The organism is Mucilaginibacter roseus, assembly GCF_021215455.1.
Taxonomy (GTDB): domain Bacteria; phylum Bacteroidota; class Bacteroidia; order Sphingobacteriales; family Sphingobacteriaceae; genus Mucilaginibacter; species Mucilaginibacter roseus.
In genome coordinates this window covers 98,878-119,903 of the sequence record NZ_JAJPWV010000004.1, presented here as the reverse complement: position 1 = coordinate 119,903, position 21,026 = coordinate 98,878, and the positions used below count along the sequence as shown (strand labels likewise).

Annotated in this window: 22 protein-coding genes; all 22 read left to right on the top strand. The window is 44.1% G+C overall.

From position 1 onward, the window contains the following. The first annotated feature begins 74 nt into the window (after positions 1 to 74). Positions 75 to 320 carry a hypothetical protein gene (locus tag LT679_RS13765; RefSeq protein WP_232178184.1) on the top strand — a complete coding sequence of 82 codons (246 nt, stop codon included), beginning with the start codon at positions 75 to 77 and terminating at the stop codon, positions 318 to 320. A gap of 91 nt (positions 321 to 411) precedes the next feature. Then, positions 412 to 1,143 (top strand): bifunctional demethylmenaquinone methyltransferase/2-methoxy-6-polyprenyl-1,4-benzoquinol methylase UbiE, encoded by a 732-nt coding sequence (gene ubiE, locus LT679_RS13760; protein ID WP_232178183.1) that lies wholly within the window; start codon positions 412 to 414, stop codon positions 1,141 to 1,143. After that, the gene (gene porT, locus LT679_RS13755; protein WP_232178182.1) at positions 1,140 to 1,883 is read left to right on the top strand and encodes a type IX secretion/gliding motility protein PorT/SprT; all 744 of its coding nucleotides are present in this window, start codon (positions 1,140 to 1,142) and stop codon (positions 1,881 to 1,883) included. Before ubiE ends, porT begins: the two co-directional genes overlap by 4 nt. Before the next feature lie 80 nt (positions 1,884 to 1,963). Continuing rightward, positions 1,964 to 2,728 (top strand): SDR family oxidoreductase, encoded by a 765-nt coding sequence (locus LT679_RS13750; RefSeq protein ID WP_232178181.1) that lies wholly within the window; start codon positions 1,964 to 1,966, stop codon positions 2,726 to 2,728. A 169-nt stretch (positions 2,729 to 2,897) separates the two neighbouring features. Next, positions 2,898 to 3,347, top strand: coding sequence for a GatB/YqeY domain-containing protein (locus tag LT679_RS13745; RefSeq protein WP_232178180.1), 450 nt, complete (start codon positions 2,898 to 2,900; stop codon positions 3,345 to 3,347). A 107-nt stretch (positions 3,348 to 3,454) separates the two neighbouring features. Further along, the gene (locus LT679_RS13740) at positions 3,455 to 4,216 is read left to right on the top strand and encodes an alpha/beta fold hydrolase (protein ID WP_232178179.1); all 762 of its coding nucleotides are present in this window, start codon (positions 3,455 to 3,457) and stop codon (positions 4,214 to 4,216) included. A 3-nt stretch (positions 4,217 to 4,219) separates the two neighbouring features. After that, complete coding sequence (locus tag LT679_RS13735) at positions 4,220 to 4,882, top strand: CBS domain-containing protein (protein ID WP_232178178.1); 663 nt, start codon at positions 4,220 to 4,222, stop codon at positions 4,880 to 4,882. A gap of 9 nt (positions 4,883 to 4,891) precedes the next feature. Further along, a complete protein-coding gene (locus LT679_RS13730; protein WP_232178177.1) occupies positions 4,892 to 5,773 on the top strand; it encodes an NAD kinase in 882 nt (293 codons plus the stop codon). 9 nt (positions 5,774 to 5,782) lie between these two features. Further along, a complete protein-coding gene (porG, locus tag LT679_RS13725; RefSeq protein WP_232178176.1) occupies positions 5,783 to 6,574 on the top strand; it encodes a type IX secretion system protein PorG in 792 nt (263 codons plus the stop codon). 89 nt (positions 6,575 to 6,663) lie between these two features. Next, positions 6,664 to 7,200: an ExbD/TolR family protein gene (locus tag LT679_RS13720; protein ID WP_232178175.1), complete on the top strand. Its 537-nt coding sequence runs from the start codon at positions 6,664 to 6,666 to the stop codon at positions 7,198 to 7,200. Positions 7,201 to 7,408: 208 nt separating this feature from the next. Beyond that, entirely contained in the window at positions 7,409 to 8,143 is a 735-nt protein-coding gene (locus tag LT679_RS13715; RefSeq protein ID WP_232178174.1) for an isoprenyl transferase, read from the top strand. Between the two features lie 63 nt (positions 8,144 to 8,206). Next, a complete protein-coding gene (bamA, locus tag LT679_RS13710; RefSeq protein WP_232178173.1) occupies positions 8,207 to 10,735 on the top strand; it encodes an outer membrane protein assembly factor BamA in 2,529 nt (842 codons plus the stop codon). 15 nt (positions 10,736 to 10,750) lie between these two features. Beyond that, a complete protein-coding gene (locus tag LT679_RS13705; protein WP_232178172.1) occupies positions 10,751 to 11,281 on the top strand; it encodes an OmpH family outer membrane protein in 531 nt (176 codons plus the stop codon). Positions 11,282 to 11,333: 52 nt separating this feature from the next. Next, on the top strand, positions 11,334 to 11,843 hold the full coding sequence (locus LT679_RS13700; protein ID WP_232178171.1) for an OmpH family outer membrane protein: 510 nt from the start codon (positions 11,334 to 11,336) through the stop codon (positions 11,841 to 11,843). A gap of 63 nt (positions 11,844 to 11,906) precedes the next feature. Further along, entirely contained in the window at positions 11,907 to 12,737 is an 831-nt protein-coding gene (gene murI, locus LT679_RS13695) for a glutamate racemase (protein ID WP_232178170.1), read from the top strand. Between the two features lie 361 nt (positions 12,738 to 13,098). Then, entirely contained in the window at positions 13,099 to 14,169 is a 1,071-nt protein-coding gene (nuoH, locus tag LT679_RS13690; RefSeq protein ID WP_232178169.1) for an NADH-quinone oxidoreductase subunit NuoH, read from the top strand. Between the two features lie 81 nt (positions 14,170 to 14,250). Beyond that, the gene (locus LT679_RS13685) at positions 14,251 to 14,838 is read left to right on the top strand and encodes a 4Fe-4S binding protein (protein ID WP_232178168.1); all 588 of its coding nucleotides are present in this window, start codon (positions 14,251 to 14,253) and stop codon (positions 14,836 to 14,838) included. Next, positions 14,835 to 15,383 carry an NADH-quinone oxidoreductase subunit J family protein gene (locus tag LT679_RS13680; protein WP_232178167.1) on the top strand — a complete coding sequence of 183 codons (549 nt, stop codon included), beginning with the start codon at positions 14,835 to 14,837 and terminating at the stop codon, positions 15,381 to 15,383. Before LT679_RS13685 ends, LT679_RS13680 begins: the two co-directional genes overlap by 4 nt. Beyond that, positions 15,380 to 15,685, top strand: coding sequence for an NADH-quinone oxidoreductase subunit NuoK (gene nuoK / locus LT679_RS13675; protein ID WP_232178166.1), 306 nt, complete (start codon positions 15,380 to 15,382; stop codon positions 15,683 to 15,685). Before LT679_RS13680 ends, nuoK begins: the two co-directional genes overlap by 4 nt. Before the next feature lie 62 nt (positions 15,686 to 15,747). After that, positions 15,748 to 17,808: an NADH-quinone oxidoreductase subunit 5 family protein gene (locus LT679_RS13670; RefSeq protein WP_232178165.1), complete on the top strand. Its 2,061-nt coding sequence runs from the start codon at positions 15,748 to 15,750 to the stop codon at positions 17,806 to 17,808. A gap of 4 nt (positions 17,809 to 17,812) precedes the next feature. Beyond that, positions 17,813 to 19,414, top strand: coding sequence for a complex I subunit 4 family protein (locus LT679_RS13665; RefSeq protein ID WP_232178164.1), 1,602 nt, complete (start codon positions 17,813 to 17,815; stop codon positions 19,412 to 19,414). Positions 19,415 to 19,423: 9 nt separating this feature from the next. After that, the gene (locus LT679_RS13660) at positions 19,424 to 20,929 is read left to right on the top strand and encodes an NADH-quinone oxidoreductase subunit N (RefSeq protein ID WP_232178163.1); all 1,506 of its coding nucleotides are present in this window, start codon (positions 19,424 to 19,426) and stop codon (positions 20,927 to 20,929) included. Positions 20,930 to 21,026 lie beyond the last annotated feature (97 nt).

Genomic DNA, 21,026 nt, shown 5'->3' with positions numbered 1-21,026 from the left:
AACTTTACCTATGTTTTTTATATTTGATGGCCGGGATCACCATAAATAACCGGCATTCTAAAATTATCACCATAATGCAAAAGGAACCAGCGGAACTAACAGATCAGGAATTATTGGAGCAGGCTAAAAAGACCAAAACTACCGCCTTTTTTGATGCGCTTATTTTTGGTATGCTGGCCGGTATAGCCGCTTACAGCTCAGTTAAAAACGGTTTTGGCCTATTTACTTTTTTGCCTTTGATATACATACCCATAGCTACACGAAACAAAACCAAAGGCCGGGCAATTGAGAACGAACTGAAGGCAAGAAGCCTGAAATAAATATCCCGGATCAGGCATTTGGTGTAGTATGGATATGCTATTGCGGCGGCGTAATTAATTTACTAATGCCTATCTTTATCGCCCATATAACATGAGCAAAGTAGTCACCCCGTACCAGAACGAACAGGTTACCAAAAAAGAGCAGGTAGCCAATATGTTTAACAACATATCAAAAACATACGATTTTCTGAACCACTTTATGTCGCTGGGGATTGATATCATTTGGCGTAAAATGGCTATTAATGAGTTAAAGGGGAACAAGCCTAAGCATATACTGGATGTAGCAACAGGTACCGGTGATTTCGCTTTTGAGGCTTTATCTATTTTAAAGCCTGAAAAAATTACCGGTGTTGATATTTCACGGGGGATGCTGGATATCGCGGAGCAAAAAATAGCCAAGCGAAATTTAGGGGATAAGTTTTCGGTTAAGCTGGGCGACTCAGAAAAGCTGCCTTTTGCCGACAATGAGTTTGATGCCGTAACGGTAGCCTATGGCGTACGTAATTTTGAAAACCTGGAAGCCGGCATGGCCGATATTTTTCGTGTGTTGAAACCCGGAGGCAAGGTAGTGGTGTTAGAATTTTCAAAGCCGCGCGCGTTCCCGGTAAAACAGTTATATAATTTTTACTTTAAATACATTACCCCGGGCATAGGCAAGCTTTTCTCAAAGGATGCAAGGGCTTACTCATACCTGCCCGAGTCTGTAGCCGCTTTCCCGGACGGGAAAAATTTTACCGCCGTTATGGATAAAGTAGGTTTTAAGCATACCAAAAACCGCGCTTTAACGTTTGGTATAAGTTCAATCTACACCGGCGTTAAATGATAAAAAGCTTATACACAGCCTTTATATTAATCTTTTGCTTTACCGGCCTGGCTTTTGGCCAGCGCCCTCCCGCCTGGGGTGGCGGTGCCGATTTGAACGATTTTAGCTTTGGTTTTTCATTCAGCTATCTGAGCAGCTACCTTAAAATAAATAAACAGCCCGACTGGACAACGCCCTTTGCTGATCCTGAAACAGGCGCGCCGTTAACAGGCAACGCCACCAGCATTAGTTCGCCCAACTCACCGGGTTTTGCTGTGGGCTTTTTGGCGCGTTACCGCCTTACCGATCATTTAGAGGCCCGGGTAACTCCGTCCATCGTATTTGCTGATCGTAAACTGATCTACACCTACAACTCCCCAAATCCGGAAACACAAGTTATAGAAAAACAGATAAACTCTACCGGGTTTGATGTGCCGCTGCAGCTTAAATTGAAGTCAGACCGTATTGGCGATCTGCGTGGCTACCTGATAGGCGGTGTTAAACTTAGCCAGATGCTTGGCCGTAAAAACCCGGATGCTGACAAAGGGCTGCTCGAAAAAACGGTGAAGATAGATCGTACCTTCGCATCCTATGAGGTAGGCCTGGGGTGCGATATTTACTTTGAGTTTTTTAAACTGTCTCCGGAAATAAAAATTTCCAACTCATTTGGTAATGTACTGGTTCCCGAAAATCACCCGGCCTCATACCCGCTTAGTGGCCTGCGCCTACATACACTGCAATTTAGCCTGTATTTTGAATAATATCTAACAAGCATCCTTACGCTTAAACGACATATTCATCCGTCAAAAAACATAATTTCGCTGCCGATAGTTATATAATTATGGCAAAAATTGCATTAATAACTGGGGCAACCGCCGGTATTGGCGAGGCTTGCGCCCATGTATTCGCCCGCGAAGGTTACGATCTGATACTTACCGGCCGCCGCCGTGAACGGCTTGAAGCGCTGGCATCCGCAATAAACACTCAATATAATGTTGAGGTGGCTATAGCCTCCTTTGATATAAGAAACCGCCAGGCTGTTATTGATAACTTGGGCAACCTGCCCGATCAATGGAAAAAGGTGAATGTGCTGGTTAACAACGCAGGCCTTAGCCAGGGGCTTGACCCCATTCAAAATGGCGACGCGCAGGATTGGGATACCATGATTGATACTAATATTAAAGGCCTGCTTTACGCCAGCAGGGTAGTATCAAACTGGATGATTGAGAATGGTTATGGCCATATTATCAACATCGGTTCCATAGCCGGTAAAGAAGTGTATCCAAACGGAAACGTGTATTGCGCTACCAAGCACGCGGTTGACGCGCTGAACAAAGGTATGCGGCTTGATTTGCTGCCGCATGGCATCAAGGTAACCGCCGTGCATCCTGGTGCAGTGGAAACCGAGTTTTCAGAGGTCCGTTTTAAGGGGGATAAGGATCGTGCTAAAAAAGTTTATGAAGGTTTTGAGCCGCTGATAGCACAGGATGTAGCCGAAACCATCTGGTTTGCCGCATCCCGCCCGGCGCATGTAAACATTAATGAGCTTACTGTAATGCCAACCGCCCAGGCAGGCGCTACCAGTATTTTCAGGAAAAACTCATAGATATAGAGATATGTAGATGTGCGAATATGCGGATGATACATCTGATTATTTTATGAACTGATAACTCGACGATTCACCGATTTATAAATAAGTTCAATCACTAATTCAATAATTCATTAACTCGATAAATCAATAATTGTAGCTTTGCAGCTTAATCTGAAATAAGGATATGTCACTATCAACCCAAATAGATCAGGATATTAAACAAGCCATGCTGGCCAAAGATGCCGACAAACTGCGTGGCCTGCGTGCTATAAAATCAGCCTTGTTGTTGGCCAAAACAGAAAAAGGCGCTGCCGAAGAAATAAGTGAAGAGGCGGAGATAAAGGTTTTGCAAAAGCTGATTAAACAACGTAAGGAGTCGGCTGATATATATAAAGCTCAAAACCGCGAAGACCTTTACGAAATAGAAGCTGCCGAAATGCAGGTGATTGAAGCTTATTTGCCTAAACAAATGGACAGGGCTGAATTAGAGGCTTACCTTAAAGAGCTGGTAACCCGCGTTGGCGCAACATCTGTAAAAGATATGGGCAAGGTTATGGGTACAGCCAATAAAGAGCTTGCCGGTAAGGCCGATGGCAAAACCATATCAGAGGTGATAAAGCAGATATTAGCATAATTGCAGCGCTGTTTGTAACTAAGCTGCAATAAACTATTTTTACAGCGTAATAACAGCAGGAATAACTAAACTTGCAACATACATTTAATTGACCAGGCAGTATATATATGAAGTTCGCACTTAAACAGGAAAAAGAATTTAGCTACATTGACGAGGGCGAAGGCGAAGTGCTGCTGATGTTACACGGTTTAATGGGCGCCCTCAGCAATTGGGAAGACGTTATTGAGGAGTTCAAATCAGAATATCGTGTAATTATACCTGTTTTACCTATTTACGATTTGCCTCTGCTCACCACCGGCGTTAAAACGTTAAGCAAGTACGTACATAAATTTGTTAAGCATAAGGGCCTTACCAACTTTACCATATTGGGTAATTCGCTTGGCGGCCACGTGTCATTAATATATGTATTATCTCATCCCGAATATGTTAAGGCGATGGTGCTTGCAGGTAGTTCAGGTTTGTACGAGAATGCTTTTGGCGGTTCGTTTCCGCGGCGCGAGAGCTATGATTTCGTGAAAGAAAAGGTAGAATATACTTTTTACGACCCCAAAACAGCTACGAAAGAACTGGTTGACGATGTTTTTCAAACAATAAATGACCGTAACCGCGTTATCAGAATACTGGCTATGGCAAAATCTGCCATCAGGCATAATATGGCCAAAGATTTGCATAAGATAACCGTGCCTGTTGGCCTGCTGTGGGGTAAGAACGATAAAATTACCCCGCCGGAAGTTGCTGAAGAATTTAACCAGTTGCTGCCGAATTCGGAGTTGCATTGGATTGATGAATGCGGCCACGCCCCGATGATGGAGCAGCCCGAGAGATTTAACACACTGCTAAGGCAGTTTTTGGATAAACTAAAAAAGTAACCCATGTTCGCGATTGACCTGATCGGAAATGCCATACCACCACTACACACGTCTGACACGGTGCAGAAAGTAATGGAGCGTATGGCCGAGTTTAAGGTCAGTCATATGCCCATAGTTAACGAAGAGCAGTTTTTGGGTCTCATTTCTGAGGATGACCTGATTGAGGAGCCAGACTATGATACCGAGATAGGTGCTCTGGCACTTTCGCTGGTAAACCCTTATGTGTTTAGTGACCAGCATATTTATGATGTTATACGCATGTTTCATGAATTGCAGCTAAGCGTTGTGCCCGTGCTCGATAAAAAGAACAACTATCTTGGCGTAGTATCGCTCAATAGCATGAACGAATATTTTGCTGATCTTACATCAGTATCGGTACCCGGCGGCATTATTGTATTGGAGATAAGTAACCGCAATAACTCGCTTGCGCATATGGCGCAGATAGTAGAGTCAGACAATGCGCAGATACTCAGTTCATACGTTCGCACCTTCCCCGATTCAACCCGTATGGAGGTTACATTAAAAATCAATAAGCTGGATATATCGACCATAGCGGCTACCTTTTTGAGGTACAACTATGATATTAAAGCTACCTTTAATCACTATAACGAAAGGGATAATTCAATGGAGCGGTATGACTCGCTGATGAATTACCTCAACCTATAATCCCGCCTGATGAAAATAGCAGTATACGGCAGACCATTTACAGATAGTGAGGTTTTGCCCTTTATACAACAGGTTTTTGATAACCTGCAACAACACGGGGTCGAAATATATGTACACAGCCGCTTGCATGGCTATCTGCAGGACAAAATAACCAACGTTAAGTATACCGTACTCGAAGAAGGTCAGCCATTTAAAGGCTTGATCGATCTGTTTTTGAGTCTTGGTGGCGATGGTACCATGTTAGATACCGTTACCCTGATACGTGACAGTGGCATCCCTGTAATAGGCATCAACTTTGGCAGGCTCGGCTTTTTGGCCAGTATCAATAAAAGCGACATTGCCGCTGCCATACACGCGGTGGTTAATCAGCAATACACGCTTGACAAAAGGGCTATGCTTCGTATAGACTCGGAAGCCAAGCTGTTTGGGGATGATAATTTCGCGCTGAACGAGATTACCATACATAAGCGTGATGATTCAGCCATGATTACTACGCATGCCTTTTTAGATAATAATTTTCTCAACTCTTATTGGAGCGATGGCATTATTGTATCAACAGCTACAGGTTCAACAGCTTACTCGTTAAGTTGCGGCGGCCCTATTATTTTCCCGGAATCAAACACGGTGGTATTAACGCCAATTTCGCCGCATAACCTCAATGTGAGGCCGGCAGTATTACCTGATTGCTGTACATTGTCTTTCGATGTGGAAACACGCAGCGCCAACTATTTAATATCTTGCGATTCACGTACCGTGGTGCTTGACCAGCCGGTGCGTATCAATGTAAGCAAAGCTGACTTTCAGCTTAATTTGATCAGGCTGAATAATGAAAATTACTTATCAACGTTAAGACATAAGTTATTGTGGGGACTTGACACCCGTAATTATTAGCCTTACCGGATGCAGAAATATCTACTTACAATACTCATATTATTTATAGCCATAACGCTCAAAGCCCAAACCTGGGAAGTAGGGGCGGGTATTGGCGGCGCCGGTTACATGGGCGATTTAAATCAGCATAATCCCTTACAAATTAGCGGGCTTGACGGTAACGTGTTTGTAAAACGCAACTTTAACGGCTACCTCTCGGCTAAACTACAATTCACTTATGGCAAAATAGGGGCTGCGGACAGTACGTCCAACAACCAGCAACAGCGCGACCGTAACCTGAGTTTTACCAATCGCATAATGGAAACCAGCCTAACCGGCGAGTTTAATTTTATGCACTACATTCCTGACGCCGGAAAAAATGTTTTTACGCCGTTTGTATTTGCAGGCATTGGCTTAGCCGCGCACGCACCACGAACCGAACTGAATGGCAATCAGGTAGGTTTACGCCGGTTGCGTACCGAGGGGCAGGAAAAGCAGTATGCAGGTACAATACTATCAGTGCCTTACGGCGCTGGTATAAAATATAACATCGGCGGCAAGTGGACATTGATAGCCGATTTGGGCTATCGGTGGACAAATACCGACTACCTTGATGACGTAAGTGGCTTATACGCTGATAAATCTACATTGCCATCTCCAACCTCTGTGCGGTTGTCAGACCGTACGGGCGAGCGCACCGGCGTGTATACAGGCACTGCGGGCACCCAACGCGGAGATTTACGTAAGCGCGATACGTACCTGTTTTTAAACCTTTCGCTTTCGTTTACATTCGTAACCGAAAAATGTTATTACGAAAATTGATTTTATAAAATAAAATTTTATAAAATATATATAATAAAAAATATAATTTGGCGTAATAAATAGTATTACTCATCTAAACTATTATTGTTATGGCCGAATTAAACACATCTGCCGCCGGATCAGGCAGAAAAGGAACCCGCAAACGCGCCTCAACCCGCGTAGATCTAACAGCTATGGTTGACCTTGCCTTTTTGTTAATCACCTTTTTTATCATGACCACTACCTTGAGCAAGCCTAAGATAATGGCCATAGCAATGCCGGATGATCCCGGAGATGATACAGAGCTCCTGGTATCTGAAAACCGAACGCTGACCGTATGCCTGGGTAAGGATAACAAGGCCCTTTGGTATTTAGGCCGGGCGGAGCAGCCCATACTTAAACCAACAGTGGCAGGTTATGGTAAAAACGGCGTCCGCAAAGCTTTGCTTGATGCCCGGGCGTATGTTAGAAAGAACTACGGTAAAACGCTGATGGTAATAGTAAAACCGGCAGACAGTTCAAAATATGAAAACCTGGTAAACACTATTGACGAACTGGATATAACCCAGGTGCCAGCCTATGCCATTGCCGATATAGCCCCTCAGGATAACGCTGTTGAAGCAAAATGGCATCTATTAAAATTATAAAGATACATGTACAGCCGGGCTCAGCAGCCCGGCTTTTTTGTTGAAAAAAAGCTTGTTTTTTCTTTTACGCCGTCATACTAAAAAAATACAAAGTAAGTTTTACCTTTGTAGCCTGAAAAAACAGGCTTATTTTAAATAATTTAAATAGCTGAGCGCTTACTTATTACAATTGCAGCGCCATAAATTATCGCTATTTAACACGGCAGGAATGAAAGACCAGATCGATTTGTTGAAATTGCCCGCGCATATTGCCATTATTATGGATGGTAACGGCCGCTGGGCAAAAACCAAAGGAAAGTTAAGGGTATTTGGCCATCATAACGGTGTGCTTGCCGTACGCGATGTAGTTGAGGGCGCTTGTGAACTGGGTTTAAAATATTTAACCCTTTACGCATTTTCGGCCGAGAACTGGAACCGCCCAAAGCTTGAGGTAATGGCGTTGATGGAATTAATGGTAAGCACCATTAATAAGGAGATAAGCACTTTCATGAATAATAATGTGCGCCTTAACGCCATTGGCGACTTAAGTATGCTGCCTGCCCGTAACCACCGCGAACTTACCAAAGCCATGCAAACCACCGCCGGTAACACCGGTTTGGTGCTTACACTCGCCTTAAGCTATAGCTCACGTAACGAGATGATCCACGCTGTGAAAAGCATTGCCGAAAAGGTTAAGGCAGGTGAGCTTAACCCGGCAGACATTACTGAACAAACTTTTGCTGATAACCTCTACACTTATAATATGCCTGATCCTGAACTGTTGATCAGGACGAGCGGTGAACACCGCATCAGCAACTATCTGCTTTGGCAAATAGCCTATACCGAGCTGTATTTTACCAATAAATTATGGCCCGATTTCAGGCGCGAAGATTTATTTGAAGCGATACTTGACTACCAGCAGCGCGAGCGCCGCTTTGGTATGACCAGCGAGCAGCTTAACTAAATTTTTACTTTTAACACTATTTAACAACTGTTTAAATTATTTTTAGCCCACTAAAATATCCGAATGTATAAATATATAGTTGCTGTATTTTCTTTCCTGTTAAGTGCAATTACTGCCATGGCGCAGGTTCCGGCCGGCTCGGCAGACAGCCTGAATTATCTTAGCCCTAAAGAGTATATTGTTGGTGGGGTAACCATCAGCGGAGCCAAAAACCTTGATAAGGAAATTTTGATCACCATATCAAAGTTAAACAAAGGCGACAGGCTGATATTACCGGGCGAGGCTAACGCGCGTGTTATTAAAGACCTTTTTTCGCAGGGATTGTTTGATGATGTTCAACTGAACATTACCAAGGTAAATATGGATACCGTATACCTGGAGATAGCAGTGGTTGAAAGGCCGCGTTTATCAAGGTTGAAAATAACCGGCATCAAAAAGGGAGAAATTGAGGATGTTACCAAAAAGCTGAACGATAAAACAGGTAAGATAGTTAACCAAAACCTGATCAATACCACAACCGGTATTATAAAGCGCCATTTTAACGAGAAAGGTTATTTATTTACCGAGGTAAAGATGAACCCGGTACCTGATCCGGGTGATTCAAGTTCGGTGATACTGAATGTGCAGGTTGATAAGAAGACAAAGGTTAAAATAAACAGTGTTGAATTTGATGGTAACACTGCGTTTACCGATAAAAAATTACGTAAGTTTTTAAAGAATACCCGTACCAAAAAGTGGTACAACATTTTCGGTTCAAAGAAATTTAAAGAGGACAAGTTTTTAGAAGATAAGCAAACGCTTATCGAGAAAATGCAGGCCGAAGGTTATCGTGATGCGCAGGTATTGGATGATACCGTTGCCCGCCACGATGAGCGCACGGTTGACGTGAAGATAAAAGTTTACGAAGGCCCTAAGTATTACTTCGGTAACATTAAATGGTCGGGCAATGCTAAATACACCACCGAGTTTTTGAATCGTGTATTGCGTATTAAAAAGGGCGATATATTTAGTGAAGAGGAACTGACCAAAAGGTTGTCAGGCCCAACGCCAAGTAATGATGACGTATCAACGCTTTATTTAGATGACGGATACCTGACTTACAATGCCGACCCGGTACAAACACGTATTTATGGCGATACTATCGATCTGGACATCCGTATTTACGAAGGCCCGCAGTACACCATTAACCGTGTAACCGTTAAAGGTAATGATGTTACTAATGACAAGGTGGTGATGCGTGAGATACGTACTAAACCAGGGCAACGTTTTAACAAAACGTTATTGATCCGTAGTACACGTGAGCTTTCGCAACTGGGTAGCTTTGATGAGCAAAAAACAGAACCACGCCCTACCAACATAAACCCGGCTGAAGGTACAGTTGACATTATTTACAACGTAGTTGAAAAACCTTCAGATCAGATCGAACTTTCGGGTGGTTTTGGCGGTGGCCAGTTGGTTGGTACGTTAGGTTTATCATTCAACAACTTCTCGCTGCGTAATATATTCAACCTTAAAGCCTACAGGCCGCTGCCAAAAGGAGACGGACAAAGGTTAAGTATACGTGGCCAGTCGAGCGGACGTACGTATCAAAACTTCTCGTTCACCTTTTCTGAGCCATGGCTGGGTGGTAAAAAACCTATCTTCTTCAGCTTGTCGGCTTATACACAAGGTAGCTCAACAGGGCAATATTATCCAAAATCAAGCCCTTACTACAATAAGTTACGTATTAACGGTATAGGTGTAACCTTAGGTAAGCGTTTAAACTGGCCTGATAACTACTTCCAATTAAACTACTCGCTTAACTTTGACCACTATTTCCTGGATAACTACTCTGCATATTTATTCAGAAACGGTACATCATACAACATTAAAATTACGCAGGAGCTAAGCCGTAACTCATTGGATGCGCCAATTTACCCAACATCAGGTTCAAACATCAGGTTTACGGTACAGGTAACCCCGCCATATTCATTATTTAATAATACCAACTACGCAATTGCTACGCCGGAAGAGCGTTATAAATTTGTGGAGTATCACAAATGGAAGTTTGATGCACAATGGTTCCAGCGCATAACAGGTAAATTGGTTTTGATGTCGCAGGCAAGGTTTGGTTTCCTGGGTTCATACAACTCGCAGGTAGGCCCTTCACCGTTTGAGCGCTTTAAACTTGGTGGTGATGGTATGCAAACTTACCAGTTTCTGCAAGGTAGCGAGATCATCGGTTTACGTGGTTACCAAAACTTCTCCATTGTGCCAACCGGTTCAAACTACACGGCTAATGATAACCCGGGCAGTGCCATCTATAACAAGTTTACGCTTGAGTTGCGCCACCCGGTAATTGCAAGCCAGTCGGCCACTATATTCCTGCTGGCGTTTGCTGAGGGCGGTAACGCTTGGGATAGCTTTAGCCGGTACAATCCGTTCAACGTAAGGCGTTCGGTAGGTATGGGTGCCCGGATATTTTTACCTATATTTGGTTTGCTTGGGCTTGATTATGGTTATGGTTTCGACCGCATACCTGGTCAACCGGATGCAGGAAGAGGACAGTTCCACTTCTCAATCGCACAAAGTTTACAAGGTGGATTTAATTAATTGTATAATTAATTTATGAAAAGGATAATTTTAACAGCTTTATTAGCGTTTACTGCATGTTTAGGAGCATTTGCACAAAGGTTTGCTTATGTTGACTCAGAATACATATTGAAGCATATACCTGACTACACATCGGCACAAAAGCAACTTACGGCGCAATCGCAGCAGTGGCAAAAAGAGGCTGATGCCAAGTTTCAGGAGATTGACAGGTTGTATAAAGCTTACCAGGCCGACCAAGTGTTGATGACGCCTGAAATGAAAAAACGCCGTGAGGCCGAAATTGTAGGCAAGGAGAAAGCAGCAAAGGATTTTCAGAGGTTGAAATTCGGTCCTGACGGTGAGTTGACACAAAAAAGCAATGCGCTGATTAAACCAATTCAGGATCGCGTGTCAAAAGCGGTACAGGCAGTTGCTGAAAGCGAAAATCTGGATATGATATTTGACAAGAACAGCGAGGTAATGATGCTTTACGCAAATCCGAGGTACGATAAAAGCGCCGCGGTAATTACGCGTTTAGGATTAAAACCAGGAACATTTGCCCAATAAATTTATATTTTATAAAATAGCGAACTATTATATTAAACACACAGAAACAAAAATGAAAAGATTATTTAAGGTTGCTTTAGTAGCGGTATGCATGGTATTTGTGGGGACGTATGCAAAAGCACAAAAGATCGCGCACATTAACTTTAATCAACTGGTGGAGTTGATGCCTGAAACTAAAACGGTAAGAACTCAAATGGAAGCTTACCAAAAAACTTTTGTTGATACTTACACTACTATGGGTAACGAGTTTCAAACAAAAGCTCAGGCTTACGAAAAGGATAAAGCTACAATGAACGATGCAACCCGTACTGCTAAAGAAACAGAATTACAGGATCTGCAAAAACGCATTCAGGACTTCCAGAAAGACGCGCAAGGTAAAGTAGAGGCTAAAAGCAATGAGCTAACCAGGCCATTATTTACCAAAGCCCGCGCTTCAATAAGCAAAGTTGCTAAAGCAAAAGGTTACACTTATGTGCTTGATTCATCTCAAACCGAACTGTTAGTATCACCGGAGGCTGACGATCTGTTAGCATCAGTTAAAGCTGACCTGGGTTTAAAATAATCAGTAATTAAGATATTAAACTGAAAGCGCCCGCATTACCGGGCGCTTTTTTATTTTTGTAAAGTGTCAGCAACAAAACCCATCGGCATATTTGATTCAGGCTATGGCGGATTGACCGTGTTCCGGTCTATCGCCAACCGGCTGCCGCAGTATGATTATATCTATTTGGGGGATAACGGTCGTTCGCCTTATGGTAACCGCTCGTTTAAAACCATACATGAGTATACGTGGGAGTGTGTGCAGTGGCTTTTTAAACAAGGCTGCCCGTTAATTATACTGGCCTGCAACACCGCCTCTGCAAAAGCGCTGCGCACCATACAGCAGCAGGACATGCCCGGTAAGTTTGATGATAAACGGGTGTTGGGTGTAATACGCCCCACAGCCGAAGTAATTGGTAACTATACCCAAGCGGGCGAGATAGGTGTTTTAGGGACAAAGGGCACGGTGCAATCGCAATCGTATTTGTTAGAGATTGAAAAGTTTTTCCCTGAACTAAAGGTTTACCAGCAAGCGTGCCCGATGTGGGTACCGCTTATTGAAACCGGGGAGTATGAAAAGCCGGGAGCTGATTACTTTGTAAAAGAATATCTGGACGCTATACAAGCACAATCAGCTAATATAGATACATTGTTGCTGGCCTGTACCCATTACCCATTATTGCAGGATAAAATAGAGGCATACCTGCCATCAAACATCAAAGTAGTTGCGCAAGGTGATATAGTAGCTACCAGTTTGGTTGATTATTTGCACCGCCACCCCGAGATTAAAGAAAAGATAACCTGGGGCGGTACCAAAGCGTTTTATACCACATCAGACGATACCAGCGATTTTGATCACCACGCGTCTGCCTTTTTTGGTGAACAGGTGATAGCGGAGTATGTGTCGGTAAAATAATACCCTCCCTAACTGGCCCGAGAGGGGAATTAATTTAGCCCCACAAACATAAAAGCACCATCTGTAAATAACCTATCTAACCGGCATCAGAAATGCCCGGAGTAGCATAAACTCTGCTTGAGCACAAACTTATACCGGGCAGGGCGTAGCCGGCGACTTTTGCTTCTTTTGGTCGCTCAAAAGAAGTTTAGGATCGGTAATGAATATGCATTATCGCTATAAACTATAGAATGATCCATCTAACCCAAATCCAAAATAAAACGCTTCCCGATTTCATAAATCAAAATCCTGTTATAATCTACCAAATACATAGAATATTTAGCAGGCATTTGCTAAGTTTGCATCCAAAGGATTTTGGGCGTTGAGTAATTACCTTATATATTTTCTTGTAGCTGCCGGACTATTTGCGTTTGCCGCATTGTTTGCCCTGTTTGGGGTATATGCAGAGCGCAAAATATCAGCTTACATTCAGGACAGGCTCGGCCCCACTGAAACAGGTAAATTTGGTGCGCTGCAAACTTTTGCGGATATTCTTAAGATGATCCAAAAGGAGTTGATCATCCCCTCGAAGGCGGATAAATGGCTGTTCATCCTTGCCCCGGTAATTATATTTGTAGCGGTTTACATGGGCTTTGCAGCCATGCCCTGGGGGCCTGGATTGGTGCCTTCTAAAGTAAATATCGGTTTATACTACGTCTTCGCTATAATCTCTATAGAAACATTAGGCATACTGATGGCGGGTTGGGGTTCAAATAATAAGTACTCCATACTGGGTGCCATGCGTTCTGCCGCACAGATCATTTCTTATGAGATACCGGCCGGATTCGCTATTATATCAGCCGTCATGATCGCACAGTCGCTTGATCTGCAGGTTATCTCCACGCAACAAGGCGTGCAGTCGGGAGAAACCATAAAGTTTTTTGGCTTTTGGGATGTTACGAATATTGGCGGTTTGCTGAGCTGGAACATTTTCAGGGCGCCGCACTTAATTGTGGCGTTTGTTATATATTTCATTGCATCACTGGCCGAGTCAAACCGGGCGCCTTTTGATATCCCGGAGGCGGAATCAGAACTGGTGGCGGGTTTCCATACCGAATATTCGGGTCTGGGTTTCGCATTCGTGTTTTTGGCTGAGTATTCGATGATGTTTTTGGTATCCATGATCGGGGTTATCCTGTTTTTAGGTGCCTGGAATACGCCGTTGCCAAACATGGGCGCGTTAAAGCTGGCCGATTGGACTACCAACATTTGGTGGGGCATTTTTTGGGTGGCAATTAAAAGTTTAGCGTTGGTAGGCGTACAAATGTGGATACGCTGGACGTTGCCTCGTTTGCGTGTTGACCAACTGATGAACCTGTGCTGGAAGGTATTGACGCCTTTGGCCTTTGCCTGTATGTTGATATCAGGTATATGGCGGTTGTGGTTGATGTAGGTTGGTGAATAGAGAGTGGTGAATAGTGATTAGTGAATGGTGGGGTATTGTTAGAAATTAGATTTTAGAATTTAACAGAATATGTTTAAAAGCGCGATAAATGGCTTTATTACTGCATGGAAGGGGATGACTCTGACCATAGGCCATTTGTTTGCGTCAAAAAAGACACGCGAGATAACCCGGGTGAGTGATGATAATTACTTTAAAAAACTCGAGGGAACTAATACAATCCAGTATCCAAAACAACAACTGCCTGTACCCGAGGTAGGCCGTTACCAGTTAGACGTGGAGATGGATGATTGCATTGTGTGCGATCTGTGTGCAAAGATATGTCCGGTGGATTGCATTGATATCGAATCCATTAAAGCCACGGAGGCTATCGGCCAAACCTCTGATGGTACAACCAAGCGCCTTTACGCCGCCAAGTTTGATATTGACATGGCCAAGTGCATGTATTGCGGTCTGTGTACTGTTGTTTGCCCGACCGAGTGCATCACCATGACCAATACGTATGACCGTACGGTATTTGAGCTGAGCGACCTGGTATACGAATTTTCGGACATGACGAAGGAGGAGGCCGAAGAAAAACGTGCGCTCCTTGAAAAGCAAAATGCCGAAAAGCAAGCCGCCAAGCTTGCCGCCATGAAAAAGAAGGAGGAAGGGCAATGATGCTGGTGAAGGTCATGTTTTACATCCTTGCTGCCATCGCGCTCGGGTCGGCATTGTACGTAGCAGCGGCTAAAAATCTCGTGCGCTCGGTATTTATGTTTTTTGTTACGCTGTTTGCCTTAGCGGGTTTATATGTGCTTGCCCTGGCAGATTTTGTGGCCGTCACCCAAATTGTGATCTACGTGGGTGGCATATTGGTGCTTATACTGTTTGCCTTTATGCTATCGGGCCGCGAAACATTAGAGGTATTACAGCAGCAAAAAGGCAAGTTCATAAGCTTAAGTAAACTGCCTGCTGTATTGTTGGCCCTGATGTTTTTTGTGGTGATGTTTGTAGCCCTCAGGCAGGTTAATATAAATGATGCCGACTGGGTAAAAACCGCAGTTGCAGAAGGTAACATCATGAAGCCGGATACAGTACTGGTAGAAAGCATCGGCGTTAACCTGATGACGCGTTACCTGTTGCCGTTCGAGGCTATCTCCATATTGCTGCTTTTCGCGTTGGTAGGTGCGGCACACCTGTCAAGAAAGGAGCCGCAGGCATGATCGGCCTAAATGAATTTTTACTGCTTAGCGCTGCCCTTTTTTGTATAGGCTTGTATATCGTGGTAGCCAAACGCAATGCCATACAAATACTGATAGGTGTTGAGCTGATGTTGAACGCAGCTATATTAAACCTGGTAGCTTTTGGTAAATACGATAAAATCAACAACGGCGGCCAGGTGTTCGCCCTGTTTGCTATTGTGCTGGCCGCGGCGGTAACCGCTGTAGCGCTGGCTATCATTCTGAATGTATACAGGCAATACAAAACTATCGATCCGTCAAAAATTAACAAACTGGGAGATTGAGCCCAATAAGGTAATGTAGCCGTTATTGGTTGATAAAATTGAACTAAACAAAGAACTAAACGTTGATACCCGATCAGGCACATATAGCTCATATACAAACGTTCCACACGGTGGTGGCGGTGGTGTTGCCATTGCTGGCGGCGGTTATCAATAATTTTATACCTAATAAGTTAAAGATTACCGGATGGATCTCCACCATCGCCATACTATTAAGTGCCGCGTTTGCCATCAGTGTTTTTGCCGCTGTTTGGAATACTACCGCTGTGCATACACAACAACTTTGGTTTACCATAGGCGCTACCAAGGTGTACGCGGGTGTATGGCTCAATAATTTATCGGTGATGATGCTGGCGTTGGTGCCTGTGATAGCCCTGCCGGTACACATCTACTCCATGGCTTACATGAAGGAGGATGAACGCTTTAACCGCTACTTCACTTACCTCAGCTTCTTTTGCTTTAGTATGCTTGCGCTGGTGGTGGTTGATAGTACGATACTGCTTTACGCTTTTTGGGAGTTAGTGGGTTTTTCATCGTATCTACTGATAGGTTTTTGGTTTACGCGCGATAAGGCGGTGCAGGCCAACAAAAAAGCCTTCATCATGAACAGGATAGGAGATGTAGGCTTACTCTCCGCCGTCATCATCCTGTTTGCGCAATACGGTACTTTTGATCTGGTTCGGCTATTTGGCGATAATGGCCTGGTATCCAAGTCCGTTATCGAAAACGGCGTATGGATAGCTCCTGCCGGTCAGCTACCTGCCGTATGGCAATATGTAGCTTTTGCAGGGATATTTTTAGGTATGGCTGCTAAGTCGGCACAGTTCCCATTACATACCTGGCTGCCCGATGCCATGGAGGGTCCAACCTCAGTATCAGCTTTGATTCACGCAGCTACGATGGTTGCGGCGGGTGTGTTTTTGCTGGGCAGGGCATACCCACTTTTTACGCCCGAAGAGTTAAGCGTTTTTGCCGTTATCGGCTGTTTCACCGCGTTCATGGCGGCAAGCATCGCCCTAACACAAAACGATCTGAAAAGGATACTGGCCTATTCCACCATATCGCAGCTTGGTTTTATGGTGCTGGCTATGGGGGTAGGGGCTTACGCTTCGTCACTGTTCCATTTGGCTACGCATGCTTTTTTTAAATGCCTGTTGTTCTTGGTAGCCGGTATCGTGATCCACGAGATGCAGCACATCAAACACGAAAACCATCTTGACATTGATCCGCAGAATATATTGTATATGGGCGGACTGCGTAAAAAGCTCCCTTTAACCTTTATTAGCGCTGTAATAGGCAGTCTCGCACTGATCGGTTTATTATTTACTTCAGGATACTTGTCTAAGGATGGCATCCTGATACAAGCCTTTGAATGGGCGGAAGGCAAGGCCTGGTACTTCCAACTGGTGCCTGCGGGTGCCTTGCTGACCAGTTTGCTTACCGCATTCTATGTGAGCCGCTTAATTGTAAAGGTATTCTTTGGCAAATTTCGTTTGCTGAATATTAATCCGGATATAAAACTCCATATAAGTGATGGGGGTTGGAATTACAAAATGCCGCTGGTATTGCTTGCGCTTTGCAGTTTGTTTCCGCTGTTTTCCTTACATCCGTGGCTGTATGAGCACGCCTGGCTCTACCAGGGTTTTCTGCCAGCTAACCACCTGGAGCGCATGAATGTTTACCATACGCTGATTCCTGTCGGAGTTAACATTTTTTGCGTTATTGTAATGTATCTGGCGTATGCTATGTACGTAAAGCGTAATTATGTGGCCCGGCAAAATGGCTGGCTGTTCAGGCTGTCATACAACCAATGGTATATTGATGCTATTTATAATAAGCTGTTTGTAAAAGGCGCCTTGGCATTAAGTAATCTGCTTTACTGGTTTGACCGCACGGTTATTGACGGAATAGTGAACCTGCTGCGCAGTATAACCGGCACATTGTCTTCATTAGCCGAGTGGGCCGACCGCTATGTTGTGAATGGCATAATTTATTTGATAACCGTTTTAGTAAGGCGCACTGGCAATTTGGTGAGGCTATTCCAGGGTGGTAAATTGCAGTACTACATGTATAGTATGCTGGCGGTGGTGCTTTTAGTGTTTATTTTTAAATTACTCATCTCATAGATTGATGAACCTTTTAACGATACTGATATTCATACCTGTACTGTTCGGCACAATTATATTGCTGCTGCCGTCATCATTACGGGCGAGCTTTAAATACATTACCCTGCTGGCTACGCTGGTGCAGTTTGCATTGAGTATTTACATGTACTTGGAGTTTAAAACCGGAGCAGGCTTTGCCGGCATCAACCATGAGGATCAGTTTCAATTCGTTCAAAAATTACCCTGGATACACCTCGATCTTGGCTCTGCCGGTGCTATGCAGATAGATTATTTTGTTGGTGTTGATGGTATTTCGGTGCCTTTGCTGGTAATGACTACCCTGGTCATGGTAATCGCTACGGTGGCATCGTGGGAGATAAGCAGCAACGTAAAAGGTTTCTTCGCTTTGTTTTTGTTGCTGGATATGGCAGTTATCGGCGTGTTTTGTGCGCTGGATTTCTTTTTATTCTACCTGTTTTACGAGCTGATGCTGTTACCATTATACTTCCTGATTGGTATGTGGGGCGGCGTTCGGCGTGAATATGCGGCCATCAAGTTCTTTTTGTACACCCTGTTCGGTTCAGTATTCATGTTGCTGGTGATGGTAGGTCTTTACCTATCGGTTACTGATCCGGCTACGGGTAACCATACCTTCAATATTGTTCAAATGATGAATCCGGCCAATTACAGTGCCGATTCCATATTCTCTGCCGCCGCGCAGCAAACCATATTAGGTGTACCTGCCCGTGTGTTGGGCTTTGTGGTGCTGTTTATTGCCTTTGCCATTAAGGTGCCGGTGGTACCCCTACATACCTGGCTGCCTGTAGCTCACGTAGAAGCTCCAACGCCGGTATCCATCATACTGGCAGGGGTATTGTTAAAGATCGGCGGCTATGGTATCATCCGCATTTGTTTGGGCATCTTCCCTGAGGTAGCTGCTACCGGCGCGTTCTGGCTGGGCTTGCTTGGGGTAGTTTCTATATTATACGGAGCATTGAATGCCCTTGCCCAGCGCGATCTGAAACGCATGATCGCTTATTCCTCCGTATCGCACATGGGTTTTGTGCTGCTGGGTATCGCCTCGCAAACTGCCGAAGGCATAAGCGGTGCTATTTTACAAATGATCAGCCATGGCTTTTTGTCGTCCATGTTATTTTACCTGGTAGGGGTGGTATACAACCGCGTGCACGATAGGGATATTTACAATTTCCGCGGCTTGGGCAGTATTATGCCGAAATATACCGCCTTTGTAATGATCGCGTTCTTTGCCTCATTAGGTTTGCCGGGTTTCTCTGCCTTTGTGGCCGAAGCTTTCACCCTGGCCGGCACATTTAAATCATCAACCACTAACGGTTTGTTGCCTTATTGGATGGCCATTGGCGGCTCAATCGGCATATTATTAAGCGCTGCCTATTTTTTATGGACCTTACAGCGTATGTTCTTCGGCAAAACGTTGTTAAAAGGTGGCGAAGTATGGCGTACAGCGCTAACCGACATTAATGTGCGCGAAACCTTAACGCTGGTGCCTTTAGCCATTATGGCGCTGGCGCTTGGTATCTTCCCGTCGCTGGTGCTTGATGTGGCCAACGGTAGCGTGCTGGCATTGGTAGAGTTTTTAAAGAAATAACATCAGCTTATGCACGACCTGTTACCTACCATACCCGAGCAGCTAAGCAAAATATTAAGCGATGTGCACTTTTTTGTGCCCGAGCTGTATTTGAGCGGACTGTTTGTGCTGGTTTTATTGGCCGACTTGTTTATTGGTAAGAGATCCGAAAAATATTGCCGGGCGATAGGTATAGCCGGTTTGATCATAGTTTTTTTTAAGGATTATGAGCAATATTCCTTAGCTGAGCAGGCAGGCGGTGCTGTGCCCCTATTCAGCGGAATGCTTTTGCTGTATAATAAAGCTGTATCATTTAAGGTAATTATCGATCTGCTTACCGTGCTGCTGATGATTTATTTTCCATGGGATAATAAGTTGAGCACGCATAAAAAGGGATTGTCTGATCTGTACACCATCACTATAGGCTCGGTTTTGGGTTTGCATTTAATGACGATGGCTACCAACCTGCTGTCTATTTTCCTGGCAGTCGAGATGGTATCCATCTCCTCATATCTAATGGTGGCCTACCGGTCGGAAAGCGGCTTTAGCGCCGAGGCAGGTTTAAAATATGTACTGTTTGGCGCGGCATCATCAGCGGTGTTGCTGTATGGTATATCCTTATTATACGGTTTTACCGGTTCGCTGGATATTTGGGATCCAAAATTCATGGTCAACCTAACCGCTACTGGCATCGCGGGTGTTGGGCTGGCTTTAACACTGGTGCTGATAGGCATCGGTTTCAAGCTGTCATTTGTGCCGGTTCATTTTTGGGTGCCCGATGTTTATGAAGGTGCTGCTACACCTGTTACCGCCTACTTGTCAACCGTACCCAAAATTGCCGCTTTCGCCCTTTTAATCAATTTTGTTAATGCCTTTGTAGCCGTAGTTCCGCACCCCGATTTTGATTTCCGGTTGGTATTATCAGCCATCGGTATAGTTACCATGATAGCCGGTAACTTTGCGGCGGTGGCGCAGCAAAATGTAAAACGTATGTTGGCCTATTCCAGCATCGGGCATACGGGTTTCGCGCTGATGGCTGTAGTTACCTACTCGCCACAAGGTTTAAACTCATTGATTTATTACTTGGCGGTTTATGCCATTGCTAATATTGCTGCGCTGTTGATGGCTACCTATTATACCAATCAAACCGGCGCGGAAAAAGTAACAGAATATAAAGGGTTAGGCTTTAAATATCCAATAGTGTCAGTTTGTTTCGTTATTATACTGATATCGCTAACAGGTTTGCCTGTTTCAGCCGGATTTACCGGAAAGCTTTTCGTTTTTTCGTCTGTGTATGCCACCTATCAGCAAAATCATGACGTTTGGTTGCTTGCTTTAATGATAACAGGCGCCGTAGTAACCGTTGTATCATTGTTTTATTATATCAAAATACCGCTTAACTTGTTTTTACGTAAAGGTGCATTGCCGTTCGAGCACGATCATTCAGACAAAAAGATTATAGCATTATCGATTTTATTGACGATTTTAATTATTTTCTTAGGATTATTTCCGCATTTTCTCTACAAGGTGCTTTAAAATGAGTTTAAGTCGTTTAATTTTGGGAATAATGTAAATTTAGTAGTGATTTTATAATAAAAATCATATTTTCACGCCATTCTAAATTTAATTATCT

Coding starts and splice junctions, on each gene's coding strand:
- LT679_RS13765 (WP_232178184.1), top strand. CDS start 75: ATGCAAAAGGAACCAGCGGAACTAACAGATCAGGAATTATTGGAGCAG.
- ubiE (WP_232178183.1), top strand. CDS start 412: ATGAGCAAAGTAGTCACCCCGTACCAGAACGAACAGGTTACCAAAAAA.
- porT (WP_232178182.1), top strand. CDS start 1,140: ATGATAAAAAGCTTATACACAGCCTTTATATTAATCTTTTGCTTTACC.
- LT679_RS13750 (WP_232178181.1), top strand. CDS start 1,964: ATGGCAAAAATTGCATTAATAACTGGGGCAACCGCCGGTATTGGCGAG.
- LT679_RS13745 (WP_232178180.1), top strand. CDS start 2,898: ATGTCACTATCAACCCAAATAGATCAGGATATTAAACAAGCCATGCTG.
- LT679_RS13740 (WP_232178179.1), top strand. CDS start 3,455: ATGAAGTTCGCACTTAAACAGGAAAAAGAATTTAGCTACATTGACGAG.
- LT679_RS13735 (WP_232178178.1), top strand. CDS start 4,220: ATGTTCGCGATTGACCTGATCGGAAATGCCATACCACCACTACACACG.
- LT679_RS13730 (WP_232178177.1), top strand. CDS start 4,892: ATGAAAATAGCAGTATACGGCAGACCATTTACAGATAGTGAGGTTTTG.
- porG (WP_232178176.1), top strand. CDS start 5,783: ATGCAGAAATATCTACTTACAATACTCATATTATTTATAGCCATAACG.
- LT679_RS13720 (WP_232178175.1), top strand. CDS start 6,664: ATGGCCGAATTAAACACATCTGCCGCCGGATCAGGCAGAAAAGGAACC.
- LT679_RS13715 (WP_232178174.1), top strand. CDS start 7,409: ATGAAAGACCAGATCGATTTGTTGAAATTGCCCGCGCATATTGCCATT.
- bamA (WP_232178173.1), top strand. CDS start 8,207: ATGTATAAATATATAGTTGCTGTATTTTCTTTCCTGTTAAGTGCAATT.
- LT679_RS13705 (WP_232178172.1), top strand. CDS start 10,751: ATGAAAAGGATAATTTTAACAGCTTTATTAGCGTTTACTGCATGTTTA.
- LT679_RS13700 (WP_232178171.1), top strand. CDS start 11,334: ATGAAAAGATTATTTAAGGTTGCTTTAGTAGCGGTATGCATGGTATTT.
- LT679_RS13685 (WP_232178168.1), top strand. CDS start 14,251: ATGTTTAAAAGCGCGATAAATGGCTTTATTACTGCATGGAAGGGGATG.
- LT679_RS13680 (WP_232178167.1), top strand. CDS start 14,835: ATGATGCTGGTGAAGGTCATGTTTTACATCCTTGCTGCCATCGCGCTC.
- nuoK (WP_232178166.1), top strand. CDS start 15,380: ATGATCGGCCTAAATGAATTTTTACTGCTTAGCGCTGCCCTTTTTTGT.
- LT679_RS13665 (WP_232178164.1), top strand. CDS start 17,813: ATGAACCTTTTAACGATACTGATATTCATACCTGTACTGTTCGGCACA.
- LT679_RS13660 (WP_232178163.1), top strand. CDS start 19,424: ATGCACGACCTGTTACCTACCATACCCGAGCAGCTAAGCAAAATATTA.